Source organism: Nocardioides psychrotolerans (assembly GCF_943371775.1).
GTDB lineage: Bacteria > Actinomycetota > Actinomycetes > Propionibacteriales > Nocardioidaceae > Nocardioides > Nocardioides psychrotolerans_A.
The window spans coordinates 60,890-82,504 of the sequence record NZ_CALRWD010000010.1; the positions used below are offsets into that span (position 1 = coordinate 60,890).

The window sequence follows — 21,615 nt, forward strand, 5'->3', positions numbered from 1 at the left end:
GAGAGATCCGCCGGCCCGAGCCGGCTTCTCTCCCTGTCACCCGGCGACCGCGTTTCCGTGCAGGTCGCTCCAGGTGTCGCACGAGGCGAACCAGGTTGTGTCGGGGTGCCCGCACGACCGCCCATGAAAACCGGCCCTGCGGGGACTCCCTCCCTGTGGCGACCCTCCCCAGTGCCGCCGACCCATGACGATAGGGCCGCACGGACCCCCACGTCATGACTCGAACTGACTAGTCGGACATGACTAGGTCGGGGGTGGGGTAGGTGCGTGCTCGTATCCTGCGGTCGTGACCTCCGACGACGCCGACCTCGGCGAAGAGCTCGTCCGCCTCGCCTCCGCCGACAACTTCCGCGACCTGGCCGGGCCCGGCTATCCCACGGCCGACGGTGGCCGCGTGCGCCGTGGCGTGCTGTTCCGCTCCAACGAGCTGACCCTGACCCACGAGGACGCCCAGGCCCTGGCCGCGCTCGGGGTGGAGACGATCTTCGACCTGCGCGACGCCCACGAGGTCGAGGCGCACCCCGACGCCCCGGTGCCCGGTGCCAGCTGGCGTCACGTCGAGGTCAAGGGCATCCCGATGGAGGCCGTCGCCTCGCTCCAGACGCGCGAGCAGGGTCTCGCGGTCATGGGTGAGGTCTACCGCGGGTTCGTGGAGAAGGAGGGCGGGCGGGCCGCCTTCGGCGAGCTCCTGCACGCGATCGCGGAGGGCCGCGCCGCCCAGGTGTTCCACTGCACCGCCGGCAAGGACCGCACCGGCTGGGCGTCGGTCCTGCTGCTCCACGTCGCCGGCGTCGCTCCGGGGACGATCCTCGAGGACTACCTCGCGACCAACACGATCTCGTCCGCGACCCGGGTGAAGTACCTCGGCATGGTCCGCGAGCACCTCGGGGCCGACAAGGTGGAGGTCTACGAGACCGTCATGGTCGCCGACGAGGCCTACCTGCAGCAGGCCTACGACGCCGTGGACTCGTCGTACGGCTCGATGGAGGGCTATCTCGCCGACGGGCTAGGGCTGGGAGCCGACACCCTCGCTGCGCTGCGGGCCCGGCTGGTCGAGTAGCGCCGGGATCTCGGTGGTCCGGGCGTGCTTGGAGTCCTTGGCGCCCGCGTCGAGCACGATCTCGTGGGTGCCGCCGTCACGACCCTCGAAGCGCACCGTGACCGTCTCGAAGCCCTTGTGTCGCTGCATCTGCGCATACATCGCGTAGGCGCGACGGTCGGCCTCGGTCAGGTCGACCGCGTCGGTGAACGGGGTGAGCAGGGCCCGGGGCCAGAGGCGACGGGCGATCACGACGTTGACCTCGACACCGAGGACCGCGATGACCGACGCGAGGTAGATCAGACCGATCAGACCGAGGACGAGCCCGAAGACGCCGTTCATGGAGCTGGTGCCGGTGAGGACGCGGGTGGCGTAGATCGTGCCGAGGTGCTGCAGCGCCTGCCACATCACGGCGACGAAGAACGCCCCGGGGGCGACGCGGCTCAGCGGCAGGCTGCGCGCCGACGCCAGCCGGAAGAGGAACGTCAGGACCATGCCGACGATGAGCACCGTCAGGGCCAGGATCAGCCAGCGGATCGTGGCGTCGAGCTCCGCGCCGAACACCTCGGCGTTGGAGCCGACCGCGCCGAAGATCGACAGGCCCAGCACGCCGAGCCCGGCGAAGAGCAGCAGCGCGAGCGACTTGAAGCGCAGCAGGAACGGGTTGGGCCGGCTGTTGCGCGGGATCGCCCACCCGGTGGCCATGACGTTCTGGATCGCCTGGCCGAGCCCTAGGCAGCCGTAGAGCGCCGCGAGCGACCCCACGACCACCGCCCCCGTGGACCCGGTCAGCCCCTCGGGCCGACCGAGCTGGTCGCCGATGATCGGGAACTGTCCCAGCGCGGAGTTGAGCGCCTGGTCCTGGAGCTCGGGGTTGCCCTGGAGGATGAACCCGAAGATCGACGACGCCAGCAGCAGCAGCGGGAAGATCGCGATGAAGGCGTAATAGGTGATCGTGGCGGCCAGGTAGTTGCCCTGGTCGTCGAAGAACTTGTAGACCACGGCGAGGGGGAACCCGAGGAACGAGTGTCGCCGCTGGGTGCGGTCGACCTTCCCCACGACGTTGCTCACGACCCGAGGTTACCGGCGTGTCCCTACGCACACGCCGAGTCAGGGCTCAGTAGGACTTGGGCAGCCCCAGCGAGTGCATCGACACGAAGTTGAGGATCATCTCGCGACTGACCGGGGCGATCCGGCCGACGCGGGTGGCGACGAGGAGCCCGGCCATGCCGTACTCCTGGCTCGCGCCGTTGCCGCCGTGGGTCTGCACGGCACGGTCCACGACGTCGCAGGCGGCCTCGGCCGCGGCGTACTTGGCCATGTTGGCGGCCTCGCCGGCCGCCATCTCGTCACCCGCGTCGAAGAGGGCGGCGGCCTTCTGGTTCATCAGGCGCGCGAGCTCGATCTCGATGTGGGACTGGGCGAGCGGGTGCGCGATGGCCTGGTGGGCACCGATCGGGACCTTGAAGACGACGCGCTCCTTGGCGTACTGGGTCGCCTTCTCGAGCGCGAAGCGGGCCAGCCCGAGCGAGAACGCGGCGGCCATGATGCGCTCGGGGTTGAGACCGGCGAAGAGCTGCACGAGCCCGCCGTTCTCGTCGCCGACGAGGGCGTCGGCGGGGAGCTTGACGTCGTCGATGAACACCTGGAACTGGTTCTCCGGGGAGACGATCTCCATCGGGATCGCGTTGAACTCGAAGCCGGGGGCGTCGGTCGGCACGACGAAGAGGCACGGCTTGAGCTTGCCGGTCTTGGCGTCCTCGGTGCGCGCGACCACCAGCACGTTGTCGGCCTCGTCGACGCCGGAGATCCAGATCTTGCGACCGGTCAGCACCCAGCCGTCGCCGTCACGGCGCGCGGTCGTGGTGATGTTGTGGGTGTTGGTGCCCGCGTCGGGCTCGGTGATCGCGAAGGCCATGGTGCCGGTGCCGTCGCAGAGGCCGGGCAGCCACTTCTGCTTCTGCGCCTCGGTGCCGTAGCGGGAGATGATCGTGCCGCAGATCGCCGGGCTGACGACCATGAGCAGCAGCGGGCAGCCCTGCGCGGCGAGCTCCTCGCAGACGGCCGCGATGTCGCCGATGCCACCACCACCGCCGCCGTACTCCTCGGGGATGTTGATGCCGAGGTAACCGTTCTTGCCGATCTCGAGCCACAGGTCGGTGGTCTTGCCGCCGGAGCGGGCCTGGGCGACGAAGTAGTCGCGGCCGTACTTGCTGGCGAGCTTGGCGACCTGCTTGCGGAGCTCCTGGCGCTCCTCGGACTCGGTGAATGCCTGACTGGTGCTCATGCTTCTTCATCTCCTGTGTCGACGACGGCGAGGACTTCTCCGGCAGCCACCTGGGCGCCGGTCCGGACGTTGATCTCCGTGACCGTGCCGGCGGCCGGCGCGCTCACGGTGTGCTGCATCTTCATGGCCTCGAGGACCAGGACGGTGTCGCCGGCCTCGACGCTCGCGCCGGGCTCGACGGCGACCCGGACCACCGTGCCGGGCATGGGCGCGAGCAGGCTGCCGCTGGCAACGACGTCGGCGGGGTCGACGAAGCGGGGCACCCGGGTGAGGGCGAGGTGCCCCCACGGGGAGTCGACGTCGACGCGGTGCCCGCTGATGCGGACCTCGTGGGAGGTCCGGACGCCGTCGTGGTCGACGACGACGCGCCACCCGGCGGCGTCACGCTCCGCTCCCACCAGTCGTACGCCGTGCACCTCGCCGTGGAGGTCCACCAGGGCCGCGCCGGAGCGCTCGTGACGCCACCCGACCGCGACCTCGGTGCCGGCCAGGTCGAAGCTGACCACCTGGGGAGCGGAGTGGACGTTGCGCCAGCCCGCCGGGATGCGCTGCTGGACCGGACGGGCCGCGGAGACCTGGGAGACCCACGCCATCGCGGCCGCGAAGAAGCTGACGGCCTGCTGGGCAGCAGTCCCGGGCACCGGGGCGCCCTGGAGCGAGCGCAGGTCCTGCTCCCCGAGGAACGCGGTGCTCAGGTCGCCGGCGACGAACGCCTCGTGGCCCAGGACCTCGACCAGGAGGTCGCGGTTGGTGACCAGACCGTGCAGCCGGCTGCGACGCAGCACGCCGGCCAGCTGACGAGCCGCCTGCTCGCGGGTGGGCGCGTGGACGATCACCTTGGCGAGCATCGCGTCGTAGTGGGTGGAGACCTCCGAGCCGGAGGCGAAGCCCGACTCGACCCGGACCCCGGGCTCGTCCGGGACCTCGAACGCCGTGAGCAGCCCGCTCTGCGGCTGGTACTCGGCGCCCGGGTCCTCGGCGTAGAGCCGCACCTCGATGGCGTGTCCCTGCGGCCCGCCGGCCGCCACCGACGGCACCCGGCCCTCGGCGACCGCGAGCTGCTCGGCGACCAGGTCGACCCCGAAGACCTCCTCGGTGACCGGGTGCTCGACCTGGAGCCGGGTGTTCATCTCCAAGAAGAAGAAGCGATCCGCATCGGCGTCGTAGAGGAACTCCACGGTGCCGGCGCCGCGGTAGTCGATCGCCGCAGCGGCCTGGCGCGCCGCCTCGTGCAGCGCCGCGCGGGTCGCCTCGGGCAGGCGGGGGGCCGGCGCCTCCTCGACCACCTTCTGGTGCCGGCGCTGGACCGAGCAGTCACGCTCGCCGTAGACCTCGACGCCCCCGGCGTGACCGAGCACCTGCACCTCGACGTGGCGCCCGCGCTCGACGTAGGGCTCGACGAACACCGTGCCGTCCCCGAAGGCGGAGGCGGCCTCGGCGGCGGCCTTGTCGATCTCGCCGCTGAGGTCCTCGAGGCGTCGTACGACGCGCATCCCGCGCCCGCCGCCGCCCGCGGACGCCTTGACCAGCAGCGGCAGGTCGGCCTCGGTGGCGGTGTCGACGGTGTGGTTGGTGAGGACCGGGACGCCGGCGGCCTCCATCAGCTTCTTGGACTCGATCTTGGAGCCCATCTGCTCGATGGACTCCGGCGCCGGACCCACCCAGGTCAGGCCGGCCTCGGTGACCGCCCTGGCGAAGGCGGCGTTCTCGCTCAGGAAGCCGTAGCCCGGATGGATCGCGTCGGCGCCGGTGCGCCGCGCGGCCTCGAGCACCAGGTCGGCGCGCAGGTAGGTGTCGGCCGGGCTCGTGCCCGGCAGGTGCACGGCGTGATCGGCCTCCCCGACGTAGGGAAGGCCGGTGTCGGCGTCGGAGTGGATCGCGACGGTCTCGATGCCGAGGGCGCGGCAGGTGCGGAAGACCCTGCTGGCGATCTCGGCCCGGTTGGCGACGAGGAGACGGGTGATCATCGGGCTCACATCCTGAAGACGCCGAAGCGGTCGGTGCCGCTGAACGTCGAGGTGTCGATGACGGACAGGCAGATGCCCAGGACGGTGCGGGTGTCGCGGGGATCGATGACCCCGTCGTCGTAGAGCATCCCGGACAGGAAGTGCGGCAGGGACTGCTCCTCGACGCTGGCCTCGATGAAGGCCCGCATGCCCGCGTCGGCCTCCTCGTCGTAGTCCTTGCCGCGTCCCTCGGCCGCGGCCCGCGCGACGATGGAGAGGACCCCGGCGAGCTGGGCCGGACCCATGACGGCCGACTTGGCCGACGGCCAGGTGAAGAGGAAGCGCGGGTCGAAGGCGCGACCGTTCATGCCGTAGTTGCCGGCGCCGTAGGACGCCCCCATGACCACCGTCAGGTGCGGCACGGTGGAGTTGCTGATGGCGTTGATCATCATCGCGCCGTGCTTGATGATGCCGCCCTGCTCGTAGTCCTTGCCGACCATGTAGCCGGTGGTGTTGTGCAGGAACAGCAGGGGCGTGTCGGTCTGGTTGGCGAGCTGGACGAACTGGGTCGCCTTCTGCGCCTCCTCGCTGAAGAGCACGCCCTGCGCGTTGGCGAGGATGCCGATCGGACGGCCGTGCAGCCGGGCCCACCCGGTGACCAGCGAGGTGCCGTAGAGCGGCTTGAACTCGTCGAAGACCTGGCCGTTGGTCTCGCTCACCCCGTCGCAGAGGTGCGCGATCACGTCGCGCGGGTCGAAGGGCTCCTTGAGGTCGCCGGGGATCAGGTCCAGCAGGCCCTCGGGGTCGGCGACGGGTTCGGCGTACGACGTGCCCCCTCCGTCGGTCGAGCCCCCTCCGTCGGTCGAGCCCCCTCCGTCGGTCGAGCTTGTCGAGACCCTGGCCTTGCGCCAGTTGAGCCGCGCGATGATCCGCCGTCCGATGCGGATCGCGTCGCGCTCGTCCTCGGCGAGGTAGTCCGCGAGCCCGGAGGTCCGCGCGTGCATCTCGGCACCGCCGAGCGACTCGTCGTCGGACTCCTCACCGGTGGCCATCTTGACCAGGGGCGGGCCGCCGAGGAAGACCTTGGCCTGCTGCTTGACCATGACGGTGTAGTCGCTCATGCCGGGCACGTAGGCGCCACCGGCGGTGGAGTTGCCGAAGACCAGCGCGATCGTGGGCTCCTTGCGGGCGCTGGCGCGGGTGATGTCGCGGAAGAGCTTGCCGCCCGGGATGAAGATCTCCTTCTGCGTGGGCAGGTCGGCGCCGCCCGACTCGACCAGCGAGATGGTCGGGAGACCGTTCTCCTGGGCGATCTGGGAGGCCCGGAAGATCTTCTTGACCGTCCAGGGGTTGCTGGCGCCGCCCTTCACCGACGGGTCGTTGGCGGTGATCATGCACTCGACGCCCTCGACGACGCCGATGCCGGTCACGACGCTGGCGCCGACGGTGAAGTCGGACCCCCAGCCCGCGAGCGGGCTCAGCTCGAGGAAGGCCGAGCCCTCGTCGACGAGCAGCTCGATGCGCTCGCGCGGCATCAGCTTGCCGCGGGCGTGGTGGCGCGTGACGCTGCGCTCGCCGCCGCCCTCGACGGCCTTGGCGTGCTCGGCGTCCAGCGACGCGATCTTCTCGAGCATCGCCTCGCGGTTGGCGCTCACGACGCGTAGCCCATCAGCTTGGCCGCGAGGTCGGTGAGCACCTCGGTGGCGCCGCCGCCGATCGGCAGGATGCGGGCGTCGCGGTAGTGCCGCTCGACCTCGGTGCCGTGCATGTAGCCGGCGCCGCCGTGGAGCTGCACCGCCTGGTCGCAGACGTATGTCACCGCGTCGCACGCGGTCTGCTTGGCCAGGCAGGCCTCGGCGATCACGTTCTCCCCCGCGGCGTGCCGACGCGCGACGTCGTGGGTGTAGACCCGGGAGATCTCCACCTGGCGGCGCATCTCGACGAGCTTGTGGCGCACCACCTGGTTGCTGATGAGCGGCTTGCCGAAGGTCTCGCGGTCGCGGCAGTAGGCCGCGGTGAGCTCGAGCGCGCGACCGGCGATGCCGTAGGCGTGGACGGCGAGGCCGACGCGCTCGACGACGAACTGCTCGGCGATCTGGTAGAAACCCGAGTCCTCCGCGCCCACCAGGTTGGCCACCGGGACCCGCACGTCGACGTAGGACAGCTCGGCGGTGTCGGAGCAGTGCCAGCCCATCTTGCGCAGCGAGCGGTCCACGGTGAAGCCCGGTGTGCCTCGCTCGACGACGAGCAGGCTGATGCCGGCGTGCCCGGGTCCGCCGGTGCGCACCGCGGTGGTCACGAAATCGGCTCGGGTCCCGCTGGTGATGAAGGTCTTGGCACCGTTGACGACGTAGTGCTCGCCGTCGCGCACGGCGGTCGTGCGGATGCCGGCCACGTCGGAGCCGCCGCCGGGCTCGGTCACGGCCAGCGACCCGATCAGCTCGCCGGCCAGCGTGGGGCGCACGAAGCGGTCGATCAGGTCGGCGTTGCCCGAGGCGGCGATGTGGGGCAGGGCGATGCCGCTGGTGAAGAGACCCGCCATCAGGCCGCTGGACGCGCCGGCGGCGAACATCCCCTCCTGCATCTCGAGCGACTCCAGCATCGTGGCGCCGGAGCCACCGACCTCCTCGGGGAAGGCCATGCCGAGCAGGCCCTGCTTGGCGGCCGCGAGGTAGAGCTCGCGGGGGAAGATCCCGGCGTCCTCCCACTCCTGGAGGTGGGGGGCGACCTCGCGGCGCACGAACTCCGCGCCGAGCTGGGTGACGTCCATCAGAGCAAGTCCTCCTGCATGTGAACGATGCGCGAGCGCATCCACTCCCCCAGGCCCTTGGCCTGCGGGTCGAACCGGGTCGAGGCCGCGACGCCCTCGCCGAGGAGACCCCGGACGAGGATGTTGACGGCGCCCAGGTTGGGCAGCACGTAGACCTCGACCTCGAGGTCGCGCGCCTCGGGGATCAGCTCGCGCACCTTGCGCGGGCTCATCATCTTGGCCAGCCAGGTCACGCGCGCGTCGTAGAGCTCCGAGCCGTCGTGGGCCACCCACAGACCGAGGTTGGCGTCACCGCCCTTGTCGCCGGAGCGGGCGTGGACGAAGGTCCCGAGCGGCATCCGCCGGGTCAGCGAGTCGGCCGGAGCGGGGTAGGGCGAGGGCCGCTGGCCGGACAGGTCCTCGGCCGAGCCGAGCTGCACCGGGTCGGGGACGACCTCGCGCGAGCCGTCGGCGTGCACGACGGTGTGGGTGACGCGGTCGCGGTCGACGTAGACCGGGCGGTAGACGCCGTAGGGCGAGGGCGGGCCGGGCGGGCTGGTCATCGTGAAGCCGGGGTAGGACGCCAGCGCGAGCTCGACGGCCGGGCCGGTGAACGCCTTGGCGACCGGCCCCGACTCGGGGTCCATGACCGTGCACCGCAGCAGGCACGAGGCGCCCTCCTCGGTGTCGGCGTCGGCACCGGGCAGGGCCGTGCGGGTCCAGGCCACGGTGGCGGCCGTCAGCGTCGGCTCGAGCTGCATCCGCAGCCAGTCGGCCTTGGCGTCGATGTCGAGGCCGGTCAGCACGAACTCCATCGAGTTGCGGAAGCCACCGAGGGTGTTGACGCAGACCTTGAGCCGCTCGGGTGGCGCCTCGCCCTTCACGCCGCTGATCGCCACCCGGTCGGGACCGACCTGCGCGAGCTGGATCGAGTCGAGGTGCGTCGTGACGTCGGGATTGAGGTAGCGCGCGGTCTGGATCTCGTAGACCAGCTGGGCGGTGACGGTGTCGACCGTGACCGCACCGCCGGTGCCGTCGTGCTTGGTGATGACGCTGGAGCCGTCGGCGGCGAGCTCGGCGAGCGGGAAGCCGAGCGGACGGCCGTCGTGGGGCAGCGTGCGGAAGCCGGAGAAGTTGCCACCCGTCGCCTGCGTGCCGCACTCGAGGACGTGCCCGACGACGACGGCGCCCGCGAGCTCGTCGTGGGACGTCGGCGTCCAGCCGAAGCGGCTGATCGCGGGGCCGACGACCAGCGAGGCGTCGGTGACGCGACCGGTGACGACGATGTCGGCGCCCTGGTCGAGCGCCCGGGCGATCCCGAAGCCGCCGAGGTAGGCGTTGGCGGTCAGCGCACCCTCGACCCCCAGCTCTCCGGAGAGGTGGCGCAGGTCGTCGCCCTCGACGTGGGCGATGGCCGGGTCGAGGCCGAGGCCCCGGGCGACCTCGCGCAGCTTGTCGGCGAGCCCGGCGGGGTTGAGGCCGCCGGCGTTGCTGACGATCGTGACGCCGCGCTCCAGGGCAAGACCGAGGCAGTCCTCGACCTGGCGCACGAAGGTCCGCGCATAGCCCAGCGCCGGGTCCTTCATCGTGTCCTTGCCGAGGATCAGCATGGTCAGCTCGGCCAGGTAGTCCCCGGTGAGGACGTCCAGGCCGTGCCCGTCAGCGCCACCCTCGAGCATCTCCCGCATCGCGGTCAGGCGGTCGCCGTAGAAGCCGGAGCAGTTGCCGATGCGCAGCACGTCGGTCATCGGGGAGCCCGCCCCTCGCCGGCCGGACCCGCGAAGGCCTGGGCGATCGTCAACCAGTGGGCGGCGTCGTCGCCGGTGGTCGCCAGCGCCGTGTCGTCGCGGTGGACGCGCTGGGTGACCAGCAGGCAGAAGTCGTACCCCGGTCCGCTCACCGTCTGCGCGGCGTCCTCGGGCCCCCAGGCCCAGACCGCTCCCGACGGGGCCGTGAGCTCGATCCGGAACTCCTCGGCCGGGGGCGTGAGGCCGTGGACGGAGTAGGCGAAGTCACGGGTCCGGACTCCGAGGTGGGCGACGTGCTTGATGCGGTCGGTCGGCTCGGGCACGGCGCCCAGCGCCTCGAAGACGTCGAGGGCGTGCGCCCACGTCTCCATGAAGCGCGCCGTCACCATCGACGCGGGCGACATCGGCGGGCCGAACCACGGCATCTTCTGCCCGGCGGGCACGTCGCGCAGGGCTGCGGCGAGGTCGTCGCGGGCGGCGCCCCACCGGGCGAGCAGGGCGGTCGGCGTGAGCCGCGCGGCCTCGTGGGCGCCGGTGTCGACGAAGCCCGACGGGTCCGCCATCGCCTGGAGGACGATCTCGTCCCAGGCCGCCTTGCCTCGCTCACCGTCGAGCGAGCGGGCAGCGGCCGCCGCTGTCTCGTCGGTCCACAGCAGGTGGGCGACCTGGGTCGCGACCGTCCAGCCGGCAGCCGGGGTGGGGGTGGCCCAGCCGGCCTCGTCGAGGCCGGACACGACGGCGAAGAGCGGGTCGCCCTCCGCGCGGAGGTCGGCGAGGAGGTCCTCGAGCAGGGTGGTCATGCGGTCTCCTTCGAGGAGGGGTCGGGAGCGGGTGCCGTGTCGAGCGCAGCGTCGAGGGTGCGCGCCCACTGGTCGAGGATCCGGTCGCGGCGCCGAGCGTCGTCGGTGATGGTGTCGGCGAGACCGAGGCCGCGCACGAGGTCGAGGGTGGCCTGGATGAGCTCGCGGGTGCCGGGCCGTGACTCGTCGGCGCCGAGCAGCTCGACGGTCAGGCGGTGCACCTCGCGTCCGACGCGCTGCTCCAGCGGGGCCACGGCGGCGAGCAGCGCGGGGTCCGTGCGGGCCGCGACCCACAGCTCGAGCGCCGCGGTGAAGACCGGGGAGGTGAAGTGGTCGCCCAGCATCCCCAGCACCGCACGCGTACGTCGGTCCCCTCGCGGCAGGCGCTGGGCCGCGGCCGCGAGCTCGGCACCCCGCACGTGGGTGAGGTGCTCGACCGCGGCGACCACCAGGTCGTTCTTGGTCGGGAAGTGGTGCAGCTGCGCCCCTCGGCTGACCCCGGCCCGCTCGGAGACCAACGTGGTCGACGTGCCGCTGAAGCCGCGCTCGACCAGGCACTCGACGGTCGCGTCGAGGAGGCGCGCACGCATCAGGCGGGTGCGCTCCTCCTGCGGGACGCGGGCGCTCGCGGTGCTGGTCACCCGGGCAGCATGGCCCTGTCACCTACAAACAGTCAAGCCTGACTTTTTATTGTGGGACGACGCACCGGTGCCCGGGGTCCGTTGCGGACCCCGGGCCCCGTCACGACGCGTTGCGGCTCAGCCGCCCGAGTCCACCTTCACCAGCGTGACGTCACTGGTGCCCTCGTACTCCACGAGCCCGAGGTAGTGCGCGTCCGGGTCCAGACCCGTCCACGACACCGCGAAGCTCGTCGGGGTGTCGGTCACGACCGGCACCGGGTCGGGCGTCGCGGTGAAGGCCCCGAGGCCGGCTCCCGGCTCCACCGAGTAGGTGTCGAGCGTGAAGCCCATCGGTGCACCGTCGGCGCCGGGGGCGAAGCCGAAGATGTCGACGATGTAGGTCCCGGCCGGGAGGCCGGGGGCCGTGATGGACTCGTCCGCCGCGCCGGTCGCCGACTGGGCGGCCACGGCGAAGGCCGTGGCCGGGTCGCACGAGTCGGCCGCCAGGAGGTAGAGGTCCAGGTCGGCACTGTCGTCCGCGGAGTCGAGGTCGACCTGCGTCAGCGCCGAGCCGTCGGGCACGGTGATGCAGGAGAAGTAGTCGGCGTTGACGTCCACCGTGTCCACGGTGGTCTCCCCCTTCGCCAGCCCGGACGTCGTGACGTCGAGCTCACCGGTGAAGCCCGGGATGATCTCCACGTCGCTGGTCCCGGTCGCACCCGTGCCGGTCACGAGCGCCGGCGCCTGCACCGACAACGGCTTGACGGCCACCGGGATGCGGACCCGCGTGGGACCGGACAGGGTGATGAAGCCGCTGGTGTACTCCCCCAGCGGCGCCGTGGTCCGGCTGATCGTGAAGTCGACGTCGACGATGTCGTTGGCCCGCTTGGAGGTCACGTTGGGCCGGCTCGGCTTCACGGTGAAGCCCTTGAGGTCCGCGCTGATCTTCCAGGTGCCCTTCATGCTCGCCCGGAAGGACCGGGGGAACGTCGTCGGGCCGGTCATCGAGCCGTCGGCGATCGACGGCAGGTTGATGCTCTTGGCGTCCAGCGCCGGCACGCCGGTGTTGTAGCCGATGTCGGCCAGCCAGCCGCGCCACTGGGTGGCGTCGGAGGTGATGAAGAGACCCGGGTCGAAGAACGCCTTCGGCTTCACCTGGCCGGCGCCCTGGGCGAAGGCGTCGCGCAGGAGCCCACCCTTCTCGTTGCGGATCGAGGTGGCGGTCGTCATCATCGCCGACTTGATCGTCATGGGCGTCCACTTCGGTCGCTCGCCCTGGATGAAGGCGGCGAGGCCGGCGATGTGCGGGGACGACATCGAGGTGCCGGAGTAGAGGTCGTAGCTCCTGCCCTGGTTGGACGGCGGCGCCACGGCGGCGAGGACGTCGACGCCGGGAGCGATGATGTCGGGCTTGAGCAGGTCACCCTCGGAGACCAGCACCGGACCGCGCGAGGAGAAGCCCGCCACCTGTGGCAACGGTGTCTTGGCGTTGGTGAGGTTGCCGAGCTTGAACGACGCCTTGGCGGCGACGCCCTGCGCGGCGACGTACTTCTCGACGATCGCGCCGGCAGTGTCGGTGATGTGGATGGTCGGCACGACCTGGATGTCGGCGTTGAGGCTGTTGGGCGAGGGGTTGGCCATGATCAGCGCCGCACCCCCGGCCCGCTTGACCTCGGCGCCCTTGGCGACCCGGTCGTAGACACCGCGGTAGCAGTAGACGATCTTGCCCGTGACCTTGGCGGGGTCGAGCGTGTCGGGCCCGCAGAGTGCGGCGTCGTCGGCGTCGCCGCCCTCGACCACCGCGTCGGAGCCCAGCACGATGCGACGCTCGGAGACCGGGGTCTGGGAGCTGGAGGCGCCCATGACCTTCTTGCCGTTGGCCAGCACGATCGTGTTCTCGAACTTGGTGGTGTGCGTGCCGGCGGCGACCGTCGTCAGCCACGGCGACGGGTGGTCGAGCGTGGTGTTGTCGGGGCCGCTGTTGCCCGCGGAGGCCGCGACGAAGATGCCGGCCTCGGCCGCACCCTCGAAGGCCAGCTCCGTGGCGTCGAGCGACGGCGAGGGGCCGCCGCCGATGGAGAAGTTGACGACGTCGACGCCGTCGACGACGAGCTGGTCCACGGCCGCGACCATGTCCTCGGTGAAGCAGCCGCTCAGGTCGGGGTCGCCGGCCTCCCAGCAGACCTTGTAGACCGCGATCTTGGCGCCGGGGGCCATGCCCGAGATGGTGCCGAACTTCAGACCTGCGGTGGAGACGTTCTTGACGAGGTTGCCGGCGGCCGTGCTGGCGGTGTGGCTGCCGTGGCCGCCGCCGTCACGCGGTGAGATGAACTCGTGCTCGGAGAGCTGGTCCTCGGGCGTGGCGGCGAGGTAGGCGTCACCGAAGACGCGGGCGCTGATGACCTTGGTGTTGCAGTCGGCGAGGGTGAAGGACTGGCCGGTCTCGCACTCGCCCCTGAAGAGGGTGCCGTCGGCCTTCTCCATGCGGGTCAGCCCGCCCTCCATGGAGATGTCCCACGGGGTCTTGGGCTTCGTCGAGAGCGGCGATCCGGAGAAGGACTTCGACTCGGGCCAGATGCCGGTGTCGAGCACGCCGACGACGACGCCGCTGCCGGCCTGGGTGCGGCCGCCCTTGGCGGCCCAGGCGCCGTTCTTGCCCGTCATGCCGAGGAAGTCGGGGGTGCTCCACGTGGTGACCTTGCGGATGCCGGCCTTCTCGACCAGCAGCACGCGGCGGTCGGTGGCGAGCTCGAGCGCCTGCGCGGCGGTGAGTGTCGCGGCGAAGCCGTTGCTCGCCATCGTGTAGCTCGTGTCGACGCTCGCGCCCACGGAGCCGGCGACCCGCTCCTGCGAGGTGCGCAGGTGGTCGGTGTAGCGCGCCACGGCCGGGGTGTCCGCGCGGAACTGGCCCCCCGTCGACTTGGTGGCGGCGTAGCCGCTCCTGCCACCGGTGTAGCCGGTGGCGGCGGCCTCGCGCAGCAGCACGATGTAGCGACCGTCGGTGAACCGCTCGGCTCCACCGCGGACGGCTGCGGCCGGGGCCGACGCGGCGGGAGCGACCGCCGCGACGAATGGCGCGCCCTGGGCGCCGGAGGGGGGCAGCGCGGCCAAGAGGCCCGCGGTGAGCGCGCCGACCGAGGCGACGGCGAGCCGGCTCCTGGTCGATCCGCGAGGACGTGACACTGACATGAGGACCTCGATCCGTGACAGCCGTGCCACCGAGTCCCCGGCGGTCCGGGGATGAGCACGCGCTGGCCTCAGACAAATGCACCAGGGGGCATCCGTCAAGAGTCGGTGGTCACGGGATCGTCGCCGTGGGCCAGAATCGCCGCATGACGACGATCCTCATCACCGGCGCCTCGTCCGGTCTCGGGGCCGAGATGGCCCGCCAGCTCGCTGCCCGCGGCAACGACCTCGCGCTGTGCGCCCGTCGCACGGACCGGCTCGACGAGCTGAAGGCCGAGATCCTCGCCGCCCACCCCGAGCGCCGTGTCGAGCTGCGGGCCCTCGACGTCACCGACGACGACCAGGTGTTCGAGGTGTTCCGGGCGTTCCGCGCCGACTTCGGCACCCTGGACCGGATCGTCGTCAACGCCGGGCTGGGCAAGGGCGCCCCGCTCGGCACCGGTCGCTTCGACGCCAACCGCGAGACGGCGATGACCAACTTCGTCGCCGCGCTGGCCCAGACCGAGGCGGCGATGGAGATCTTCCGTGACCAGCAGGCCGGCCACCTGGTGATGGTCTCGTCGATGTCGGCGATGCGTGGGATGCCCAAGGCGATGACGACCTACGCCGCCACCAAGATCGGCGCCGCCTACCTGGCGGAGGGGCTGCGCAACGAGCTCTACGGCAAGCCGCTCGGGAAGACCGTGAAGATCACCGTGCTCTACCCCGGCTACATCGCCTCGGAGATGAACGAGGCAGTCCAGGACAAGGCGTCGTTCATGGTCTCGACCGAGACGGGCGTGGCCTCCATGGTGTCGGCGATCGAGAAGGAGGTCGCCGACGCGTGCGTGCCGGCGCTGCCGTGGGCGCCGCTGTCGGTGGTGATGAAGCACGCCCCGCTCGGGGTGCTCAAGCGGCTGATGTAGCCCTGTCTCCCCCGGGCTCCCGACGGGAGCGCCAGGCCGCCCAGGCGCCCGTGCACCACAGCGCCCACACGACCAGCAGCGGCTGGAAGAAGAGCCGGACGATGCGGCCGGTCGCGGTGTCGAGGCCGAAAGACGTCGAGCCGTTGACGGCCTGCCAGATGTTGCCGGGGAAGACCGCGACGAAGAACGCCGCGACGACGGCCCCGACCAGCGCGAGCCGCTGACCGCGGGTCAGCACCAGCGCCGCGGCGAGGGCGATCTCCATGAAGCCGGAGACGACCACGATCTCCTCGCGCAGCGGGAGGAACGTCGGCACCTGGCCGAGGAACTCGTCGACATTGACCAGGTGACCCACCCCGGCGACGAGCAGCGCGAGGGCGAGCAGCAGACGGGCGACGAGTCTCATGGCTCCACTCTCCCCTGCTGCTGGTCGCGGCCGTCATCGGCAGCGCCGAACGCCTCCTCGCGCGCGATCACCAGGTCCATGCCGGCCAGCTGGTGGCTCAGGCCGCGGTGGCCCTCGCTGCGCCAGGAGGCGACGATCGTGAGGACCGCATACGCCGGCAGGGCGGTCGCCGCGACCGTCGGGCCGAGCTGGGTCAGCAGGAGGAGCGGGCCGACGCCGGTCGCGAGCTTGACCAGCCTCGAGAGGACGACGAGCCGCGGCCGCCGCGCGACGGCGCGCACCGAGATCACGTGCTCGCCGACCGTGCGACCGACCAGCAGCACGCTCAGCGCCTCCACCGCCCCGGGCACCCCGACCTGGAGCAGCGCCTGGACGTCGGCGTCGAAGGTGCCGGGGCCGTAGAGGCACCAGGCGCGGTAGGCCAGCGCCGCCGCGGCTCCCGCCAGCACGAGGAAGAGCACGTCGCTGAGCATCCCCACGAGCCGGCGACCCCAGGTGATGCTGGTCGGCAGCGGGACCGCGGCGACCCTGCGTCGTACGACGACGGCGGAGAGGAGCGACCCGCCCAGCGCCCCCAAGGTGTTGACGATCAGGTCGTCGACGTCGAAGAGCCGGTAGGCGCAGTCGTAGACGCTCCACACCCCGGTCAGCTGGGTCACCTCGATGAGCAGCGACGTGCCGAGACCGAGCAGGGTCGCCACGACCACGCCGCGCTTGAGGATCTGACGCACGTAGTAGCCCAGCGGCACGAAGAGCAGCACGTTGAGCGCGACCTGGAGGAACGCCGGGTCGCGCAGCAGCGCCCCCGGCGGTCCGAGGTCGATGGTGCCGATCGAGCCGAGCGGGTCGAGCTGGCGACCCTTGCACCGGTAGGTCCCCTCGGGCGGGACCGGCAGCAGCGTGTAGGTCCACAGCGCCAGCCCGTAGACCGCGCCGGACAGCAGGATCGCCAGGTCGCTCGGCTGGAGCCGCCCGTCGAGGCGGTACTGGTAGGCCGCGACCGGCACCAGCAGCACGATCGCGACCACGGTCCCCAGCGCGATCGCGAGGAGCGCGTTGCTCGCCTGGTCGGACACGGCGGCAACCTACCCCTGACCTCGCCCCGCTCGTTGGTCGAGCCCGCCGAGCCTCTGGGCGAGGCGGCGTCGAGACCCGGCGAGGTGTCTGCGGCCTAGCGGTAGGTCAGCGTGTCCCCGGAGACGTGGCTGTGCTCGTTGAAGCTCAGCAGCCTGGCGCCGGTCGAGCCGACGACGACGCGGCTGACCGACGAGTTGACCATGACGGTGTTGAACCGCGCCCACAGCCGCGCGAGGCCCGCCGGGTCGGCGTCGGGGTCGCTGAGCGCCGCGGCGACGACCGCGATCGTGCCGCCCGAGCTCACGACGACCACGGTGCGCCCGGGGCCCGCCTGCTCGGCCGCTGCGGCCAGGGAGCCGCGCACCCGGGCCGCGAACGCGGCGTACGTCTCGGGGTAGTCGCCGGGCTCGCCGGCGGTCCAGCGGGCGGTGGCGCGCTCGAAGACCTGCTGGAACGTACGCCGGTCCATCGGCTCGTCGGGCAGGTCCGGGGCGGTCGCGACCAGGCCGACGTGGTCGAACTCGTCCCACCCGGCGTCGACCTGCATCGGCGCGACCGACCAGCCGGCGCCCTCGATCATCGCCTCGCCGGTCTCGCGGTGCCGGCGCATGTCGCCCCGGACGACCACGTCGGGCACGACCCCGCGCTCGGCCAGGAACGCACCGAGGAGACGACCCTGGGCCCAACCGGTCTCGGAGAGCACGTCGTAGTCGGCGGCGCCGAAGGACGCCTGGCCGTGCCGGACGAGGAGCAGCTGACCCATCAGCAGCGACCCATCAGGACGCCGCGATGATCGAGCGGCAGCGGGTCTCGAGGTAGCCGACGGCGGGACCGAAGACGGCGTACTGCTCGTTGGTGGTCTGGCCGTGGAAGTAGCGGTACCAGATCTGCTGGGCGATCACGGCCAGCCGGAAGAGCCCGAAGACCTCGTAGAAGCGCCACCGCTCGGGCGTCATGTCGAAGCCCATGCGCTCGCAGTAGTGCTCGACGACCTCGGCGCGGGTCCACATGCCCGGCACCGTGGTCGGCTGGCGGCGGAACAGCAGGAAGAACTCGTCGTCGTCGGCCTGCACCCAGTAGGACAGCATGCCGCCGAGGTCCATCAGCGGGTCGCCGACGGTCGCCATCTCCCAGTCGAGGACCCCCACGACCTTCTGCGGGTCGTCGGCGTCGAGGACCAGGTTGTCGAAGCGGAAGTCGTTGTGGATCATCGTCTGCGCGACGTCGCCGGGCTTGTGCTCCTCGAGCCAGGCGACGATGTCGCTCCAGTCCCCGGTGTCGTCGGTGCGGGCGTTGGCGAAGCGCTTGGTCCAGCCACCGACCTGGCGGTCGACGTAGCCGTCGCCGCGGCTGTAGGCCTCGAGCTCGGCCGACTGCGAGACGTCGACGGAGTGCAGCGCGATCAGCACGTCGAGGGCGCTCTCGCACATTCGCGACACCTCCTCGGGAGGCAGCTCCCACGGGAGGTCGCGGCGCGGGATCGTGCCGTCGATCTTCTCCATGACGTAGAAGTCCGAGCCGATCACCGACTCGTCCGTGCAGTGGCCGACCATCGTGGCGACGTAGGGGAAGAGCGGCGCGAGCGCGTGCTGGATGACGAACTCGCGACCCATGTCGTGCGCGCCCGCGGCCTTCACGCCCGACGGCGGCCGGCGCAGGATCAGGTCGCGCGCGGGGTAACGCAGCAGGTAGGTCAGGTTGGACGCGCCGCCGGGGAACTGACGCACCTCGGGCGTGCCGTCGAGGTCGTCGCGGAAGGCCAGCGCGTTGTCGCGCAACCAGGTGGCCACCGCCTCGACGTCGAAGGCATCCTCGTCGCGGACCGGTCGGCTCTCGTCGGTCGAGCCTGTCGAGACCCCCTCGTCGCTCGTCGTCATCGTGCACCCCTGTCCAGCTTGGCGGCCTGGTCGCGCATGATCAGGTCGTAGGTCGCGCGGTCGCCCTGCTTGAGCCCGTAGGCGTCGCGGGCGGCCTGGTCGGGGACGATGATCTCGTCGCCGCGGTCGAGCCCCTCGAGCACCGCCTTCGCGATGTCGGCGGCGCTGACCTGCGAGTTGTCGACCAGCTTGGTCATGACGGCCGCCAGGGCCGTGTCAGCGCCCTGGAGCGAGCTCATCAGGTTGGTCTTGAAGTAGGACGGGCAGATCACGTGCGCCGTGACGCCGTACGACGCCAGCTCGTGGCCGGTCGTCTCCGTGAGGGCCACGACCGCCGCCTTGCTGGCGTTGTAGGACGCCATGCCGGCCGGGTGCACGAGGCCGGCGAGCGAGGCGGTGTTGACGATCCGCCCCGACCCCTGCCGCTTGAACATCGGGACGAACGTGCGGGTGCCGCGCACCGCCCCGAAGAGGTTGATCTCGGTGATCCACTGCCACTCGTCCATCGTGGCGACGTCGAGGCGACCGCCACCGGCGACGCCGGCGTTGTTGACGAGCACGTCCAGCCCGCCCCACGTCTCCTCGACGTGGGCCAGGGCGGCGGCCCAGTCCTCGTCCTTCGTGATGTCGAGGTGGAGCTCCACGCCGGGCGACATGTCGGTGCGCAGCACCAGGTCGCCGCGCGCCTCGAACGCGTCGGCGAGCGCCTCGCCCAGCCCGGAGGCGGCACCGGTGACCAGGACCCGCTGGCCGGTCGGGGCGCTCATCGGCTGGCTCCGTAGCGGCCGAGCTCGAGCCGGGCGACCACGCCGCGGTGCACCTCGTCGGGACCGTCGGCCAGGCGCAGCGCGCGCGCCGCGGTCCAGGCGCCGGAGAGCGGGAAGTCGTCGGAGAGACCGCCGCCGCCGTGGATCTGCATCGCGAAGTCGATGACCTGCTGGGCCATCGCGGGCACGGCGACCTTGATCTGGGAGACCTCGGACAGCGCGTTGATCGGACCGCCGACGTCGAGCTTCCACGCGGCGTCGAGCACGAGCAGCCGGGCCATGTTGATGGCGATGCGGGCGTCGGCGATGCGCTCGCGGTTGCCGCCGAGGTTGGCGAGCGGCTTGCCGAACGCCGTGCGCGCCAGGCTGCGCTTGCAGGCCAGCTCGAGGGACATCTCGGCCAGGCCGATCAACCGCATGCAGTGGTGCACGCGGCCGGGGCCGAGGCGACCCTGCGCGATCGCGAACGCCTCACCGGGGCCGCTGATGATGTTGCCGACCGGCACGCGCACGTCGGTGAAGGAGACCTCACCGTGGCCGAGCGGCTCGTCGTAGACACCCATCGTGTTGAGCAGCCGCTCGATCCTCACCCCGGGGGTGTCGCGCGGCACGAGCACCATCGAGTGGCGGTGGTGCCGGTCGGCGTCGGGGTCGGTCAACCCCATGAAGACGAAGATCTTGCAGTCGGGGTGACCCACCCCGGTCGACCACCACTTGCGGCCGTTGATCACGACCTCGTCACCGTCGACGACCGCGGTCGCCTCCATGTTGGTGGCGTCGGAGGACGCCACGTCCGGCTCCGTCATCGTGAACGCCGAGCGGATGCGCCCGTCGAGGAGCGGCTCGAGCCACTCCTTCCGCTGCGCCTCGGTGCCGTAGCGCAGCAGCACCTCCATGTTGCCGGTGTCGGGTGCGTTGCAGTTGAGCACCAGCGGCGCGATCGCGGAGCGCCCGGTCAGCTCGGCGATGGGGGCGTAGTCGACGTTGGTCAGCCCCTCGCCGCCGTCGGTGCCGAAGCGGGCGGCGTACTCCCCGGCGTGCTCGTGGGGCAGGAAGAGGTTCCACAGCCCCCGCTCGCGGGCCTTGGTCTTGAGCTCCTCGATCAGCGGCAGCGGCTGCCACGGGTCGCCCGTGCGGCGGGCCTCCGCGAGGTCGCGGTGGTAGCCCTCCTCCGCCGGGGCGATCTCGGTGTCGATGAAGTCCTTGACGCGGGCGGTGAGGTCGGCGGCGCGCGGTGATGGGGAGAAGTCCACGCACTGCACAGTAATGGGACGATGCTCACATGCCGCTTGCAGTCCGTCCGTACGCCGCCGCGTTGGCGCTCCTCGGCGCTGTCACGCTCGGTGGGTGCACGGACGACGGCCCGAGCACGCTGAGCCAGGATTCGGAGGAGTTCGGCCCGGCGCCACAACCCTCGGCCGATCCGCGTTTCGACATGGAGTCCGTGCGCCAGGACCTCGTGTCGCTCTGGACCAGCGACGACCGCACAGAGGAGAACCTCTCGGCCGGTCGCTGCTTCGCCGGACTGCTGGTCTCCAACAGCGACGCGGACGACCTCCGGGAGGCCGGCATCCTCAACGAGGACTACACCCTGGACACGGGGCTGACCGGCCTCACGCCCGAGGGTGCCGAGCTGTGGGTCGACGCGCAGTTCGCCTGCTCCGACCTCGTCTCGGAGTCCGGCCGCGCCCAGGTCGCGGCGACCAAGGGCAAGGTCGACCGCGCCGCCTACGAGACCTGCCTGCGCGCCGCCGTCACCGAGGAGCAGCTGCGCGAGGTGGCCGAGTCGTCGCTCCTCGGCGACCTCTCCGGCGACGCCGTCGCCACCTTCAGCGCCGCCCAGCTCGACTGCGTCCAGCAGGCCCTGCCCCCCGACTGATCGCCGAGCCGGCGCAATGTTGCACCGCGTACGCCGAGTCGGCGCGATGTTGCACCGCGTACGCCGAGTCGGCGCGATGTTGCACCGCGTACGCCGAGTCGGCGCAATGTTGCAGCCGTGGCGCGGCGACCCGGGGGTGCCCGCAGGGCAGTCGTGTGCCCCAGCCAGCGCTCCAGCGCGGTGTTGTGTCTCAGGACATCGCGGACACATATGTCTCAGGACTTCGCGGACACTTTTCTACCGTTTGGGTTGGCTGATTGGTATCGCAGCCCGCGTTTGAGGTCGATCTCGGTGATGAGTCGCTCGTGGCCGATGACGGTGATGCGTTG

General features: G+C 71.4%; 18 protein-coding genes. 3 read left to right on the forward strand and 15 right to left on the reverse strand.

Features of this window, described 5'->3' with window-relative positions; genetic code table 11:
* Window positions 1-286: 286 nt before the first annotated feature.
* On the forward strand, window positions 287-1,060 hold the full coding sequence (locus AAG827_RS04970) for a tyrosine-protein phosphatase (RefSeq protein WP_341924730.1): 774 nt from the start codon (window positions 287-289) through the stop codon (window positions 1,058-1,060).
* Here AAG827_RS04970 and AAG827_RS04975 read toward each other — a convergent pair.
* The 9 genes from AAG827_RS04975 to AAG827_RS05015 form a co-directional block, all read right to left on the reverse strand.
* Complete coding sequence (locus AAG827_RS04975) at window positions 1,007-2,110, reverse strand: YihY/virulence factor BrkB family protein (protein WP_341924732.1); 1,104 nt, start codon at window positions 2,108-2,110, stop codon at window positions 1,007-1,009. The genes AAG827_RS04970 and AAG827_RS04975 overlap by 54 nt on opposite strands.
* 46 nt (window positions 2,111-2,156) lie before the next feature.
* Window positions 2,157-3,326 carry an acyl-CoA dehydrogenase family protein gene (locus tag AAG827_RS04980; RefSeq protein ID WP_341924734.1) on the reverse strand — a complete coding sequence of 390 codons (1,170 nt, stop codon included), beginning with the start codon at window positions 3,324-3,326 and terminating at the stop codon, window positions 2,157-2,159.
* Entirely contained in the window at window positions 3,323-5,293 is a 1,971-nt protein-coding gene (locus AAG827_RS04985) for a biotin carboxylase N-terminal domain-containing protein (RefSeq protein ID WP_341924735.1), read from the reverse strand. The genes AAG827_RS04980 and AAG827_RS04985 overlap by 4 nt, the downstream gene beginning before the upstream one ends.
* 5 nt (window positions 5,294-5,298) lie before the next feature.
* The gene (locus AAG827_RS04990) at window positions 5,299-6,906 is read right to left on the reverse strand and encodes a carboxyl transferase domain-containing protein (protein ID WP_341924750.1); all 1,608 of its coding nucleotides are present in this window, start codon (window positions 6,904-6,906) and stop codon (window positions 5,299-5,301) included.
* A gap of 17 nt (window positions 6,907-6,923) precedes the next feature.
* Window positions 6,924-8,042: an acyl-CoA dehydrogenase family protein gene (locus tag AAG827_RS04995; RefSeq protein WP_341924736.1), complete on the reverse strand. Its 1,119-nt coding sequence runs from the start codon at window positions 8,040-8,042 to the stop codon at window positions 6,924-6,926.
* Window positions 8,042-9,769: an acyclic terpene utilization AtuA family protein gene (locus tag AAG827_RS05000; protein ID WP_341924737.1), complete on the reverse strand. Its 1,728-nt coding sequence runs from the start codon at window positions 9,767-9,769 to the stop codon at window positions 8,042-8,044. The genes AAG827_RS04995 and AAG827_RS05000 overlap by 1 nt, the downstream gene beginning before the upstream one ends.
* On the reverse strand, window positions 9,766-10,569 hold the full coding sequence (locus AAG827_RS05005; protein ID WP_341924738.1) for a TIGR03084 family metal-binding protein: 804 nt from the start codon (window positions 10,567-10,569) through the stop codon (window positions 9,766-9,768). The genes AAG827_RS05000 and AAG827_RS05005 overlap by 4 nt, the downstream gene beginning before the upstream one ends.
* Window positions 10,566-11,210 (reverse strand): TetR/AcrR family transcriptional regulator, encoded by a 645-nt coding sequence (locus AAG827_RS05010; RefSeq protein WP_341924739.1) that lies wholly within the window; start codon window positions 11,208-11,210, stop codon window positions 10,566-10,568. Before AAG827_RS05010 ends, AAG827_RS05005 begins: the two co-directional genes overlap by 4 nt.
* Window positions 11,211-11,327: 117 nt before the next feature.
* Window positions 11,328-14,372, reverse strand: coding sequence for a S8 family serine peptidase (locus tag AAG827_RS05015; RefSeq protein ID WP_341924740.1), 3,045 nt, complete (start codon window positions 14,370-14,372; stop codon window positions 11,328-11,330).
* 149 nt (window positions 14,373-14,521) lie between these two features.
* Between AAG827_RS05015 and AAG827_RS05020 the strand changes: the two genes are divergently transcribed.
* Window positions 14,522-15,280, forward strand: coding sequence for an SDR family oxidoreductase (locus tag AAG827_RS05020; RefSeq protein ID WP_341924741.1), 759 nt, complete (start codon window positions 14,522-14,524; stop codon window positions 15,278-15,280).
* Here AAG827_RS05020 and AAG827_RS05025 read toward each other — a convergent pair.
* The 6 genes from AAG827_RS05025 to AAG827_RS05050 all read right to left on the reverse strand — a co-directional run bounded on the left by AAG827_RS05025 (window position 15,264) and on the right by AAG827_RS05050 (window position 20,660).
* Window positions 15,264-15,686 carry a hypothetical protein gene (locus AAG827_RS05025; RefSeq protein ID WP_341924743.1) on the reverse strand — a complete coding sequence of 141 codons (423 nt, stop codon included), beginning with the start codon at window positions 15,684-15,686 and terminating at the stop codon, window positions 15,264-15,266. The two genes, AAG827_RS05020 and AAG827_RS05025, sit on opposite strands and share 17 nt — an antisense overlap.
* Window positions 15,683-16,762 carry a VanZ family protein gene (locus tag AAG827_RS05030; RefSeq protein ID WP_341924744.1) on the reverse strand — a complete coding sequence of 360 codons (1,080 nt, stop codon included), beginning with the start codon at window positions 16,760-16,762 and terminating at the stop codon, window positions 15,683-15,685. The genes AAG827_RS05025 and AAG827_RS05030 overlap by 4 nt, the downstream gene beginning before the upstream one ends.
* Before the next feature lie 95 nt (window positions 16,763-16,857).
* Complete coding sequence (locus AAG827_RS05035; RefSeq protein ID WP_341924745.1) at window positions 16,858-17,526, reverse strand: histidine phosphatase family protein; 669 nt, start codon at window positions 17,524-17,526, stop codon at window positions 16,858-16,860.
* A gap of 13 nt (window positions 17,527-17,539) precedes the next feature.
* A complete protein-coding gene (locus tag AAG827_RS05040; protein WP_341924746.1) occupies window positions 17,540-18,640 on the reverse strand; it encodes a phosphotransferase family protein in 1,101 nt (366 codons plus the stop codon).
* On the reverse strand, window positions 18,637-19,407 hold the full coding sequence (locus AAG827_RS05045) for an SDR family NAD(P)-dependent oxidoreductase (RefSeq protein ID WP_341924747.1): 771 nt from the start codon (window positions 19,405-19,407) through the stop codon (window positions 18,637-18,639). Before AAG827_RS05045 ends, AAG827_RS05040 begins: the two co-directional genes overlap by 4 nt.
* Window positions 19,404-20,660 (reverse strand): acyl-CoA dehydrogenase family protein, encoded by a 1,257-nt coding sequence (locus AAG827_RS05050; RefSeq protein WP_341924748.1) that lies wholly within the window; start codon window positions 20,658-20,660, stop codon window positions 19,404-19,406. Before AAG827_RS05050 ends, AAG827_RS05045 begins: the two co-directional genes overlap by 4 nt.
* Before the next feature lie 29 nt (window positions 20,661-20,689).
* On the opposite strand from AAG827_RS05050, the gene AAG827_RS05055 reads away from it, so the two are divergent.
* Window positions 20,690-21,286, forward strand: a complete 597-nt coding sequence (locus AAG827_RS05055; RefSeq protein ID WP_341924749.1) for a hypothetical protein — start codon at window positions 20,690-20,692, stop codon at window positions 21,284-21,286.
* The last annotated feature ends 329 nt before the right edge of the window (window positions 21,287-21,615 follow it).

Bases quoted from the DNA above. Each gene is read 5' to 3' on its own strand.
- AAG827_RS05035 (WP_341924745.1), bottom strand. From the start codon at position 17,526: ATGGGTCAGCTGCTCCTCGTCCGGCACGGCCAGGCGTCCTTCGGCGCC.
- AAG827_RS05040 (WP_341924746.1), bottom strand. From the start codon at position 18,640: ATGACGACGAGCGACGAGGGGGTCTCGACAGGCTCGACCGACGAGAGC.
- AAG827_RS05005 (WP_341924738.1), bottom strand. From the start codon at position 10,569: ATGACCACCCTGCTCGAGGACCTCCTCGCCGACCTCCGCGCGGAGGGC.
- AAG827_RS05000 (WP_341924737.1), bottom strand. From the start codon at position 9,769: ATGACCGACGTGCTGCGCATCGGCAACTGCTCCGGCTTCTACGGCGAC.
- AAG827_RS04985 (WP_341924735.1), bottom strand. From the start codon at position 5,293: ATGATCACCCGTCTCCTCGTCGCCAACCGGGCCGAGATCGCCAGCAGG.
- AAG827_RS05020 (WP_341924741.1), top strand. From the start codon at position 14,522: ATGACGACGATCCTCATCACCGGCGCCTCGTCCGGTCTCGGGGCCGAG.
- AAG827_RS04995 (WP_341924736.1), bottom strand. From the start codon at position 8,042: ATGGACGTCACCCAGCTCGGCGCGGAGTTCGTGCGCCGCGAGGTCGCC.
- AAG827_RS05055 (WP_341924749.1), top strand. From the start codon at position 20,690: ATGCCGCTTGCAGTCCGTCCGTACGCCGCCGCGTTGGCGCTCCTCGGC.
- AAG827_RS05045 (WP_341924747.1), bottom strand. From the start codon at position 19,407: ATGAGCGCCCCGACCGGCCAGCGGGTCCTGGTCACCGGTGCCGCCTCC.
- AAG827_RS04980 (WP_341924734.1), bottom strand. From the start codon at position 3,326: ATGAGCACCAGTCAGGCATTCACCGAGTCCGAGGAGCGCCAGGAGCTC.
- AAG827_RS04990 (WP_341924750.1), bottom strand. From the start codon at position 6,906: ATGCTCGAGAAGATCGCGTCGCTGGACGCCGAGCACGCCAAGGCCGTC.
- AAG827_RS05025 (WP_341924743.1), bottom strand. From the start codon at position 15,686: ATGAGACTCGTCGCCCGTCTGCTGCTCGCCCTCGCGCTGCTCGTCGCC.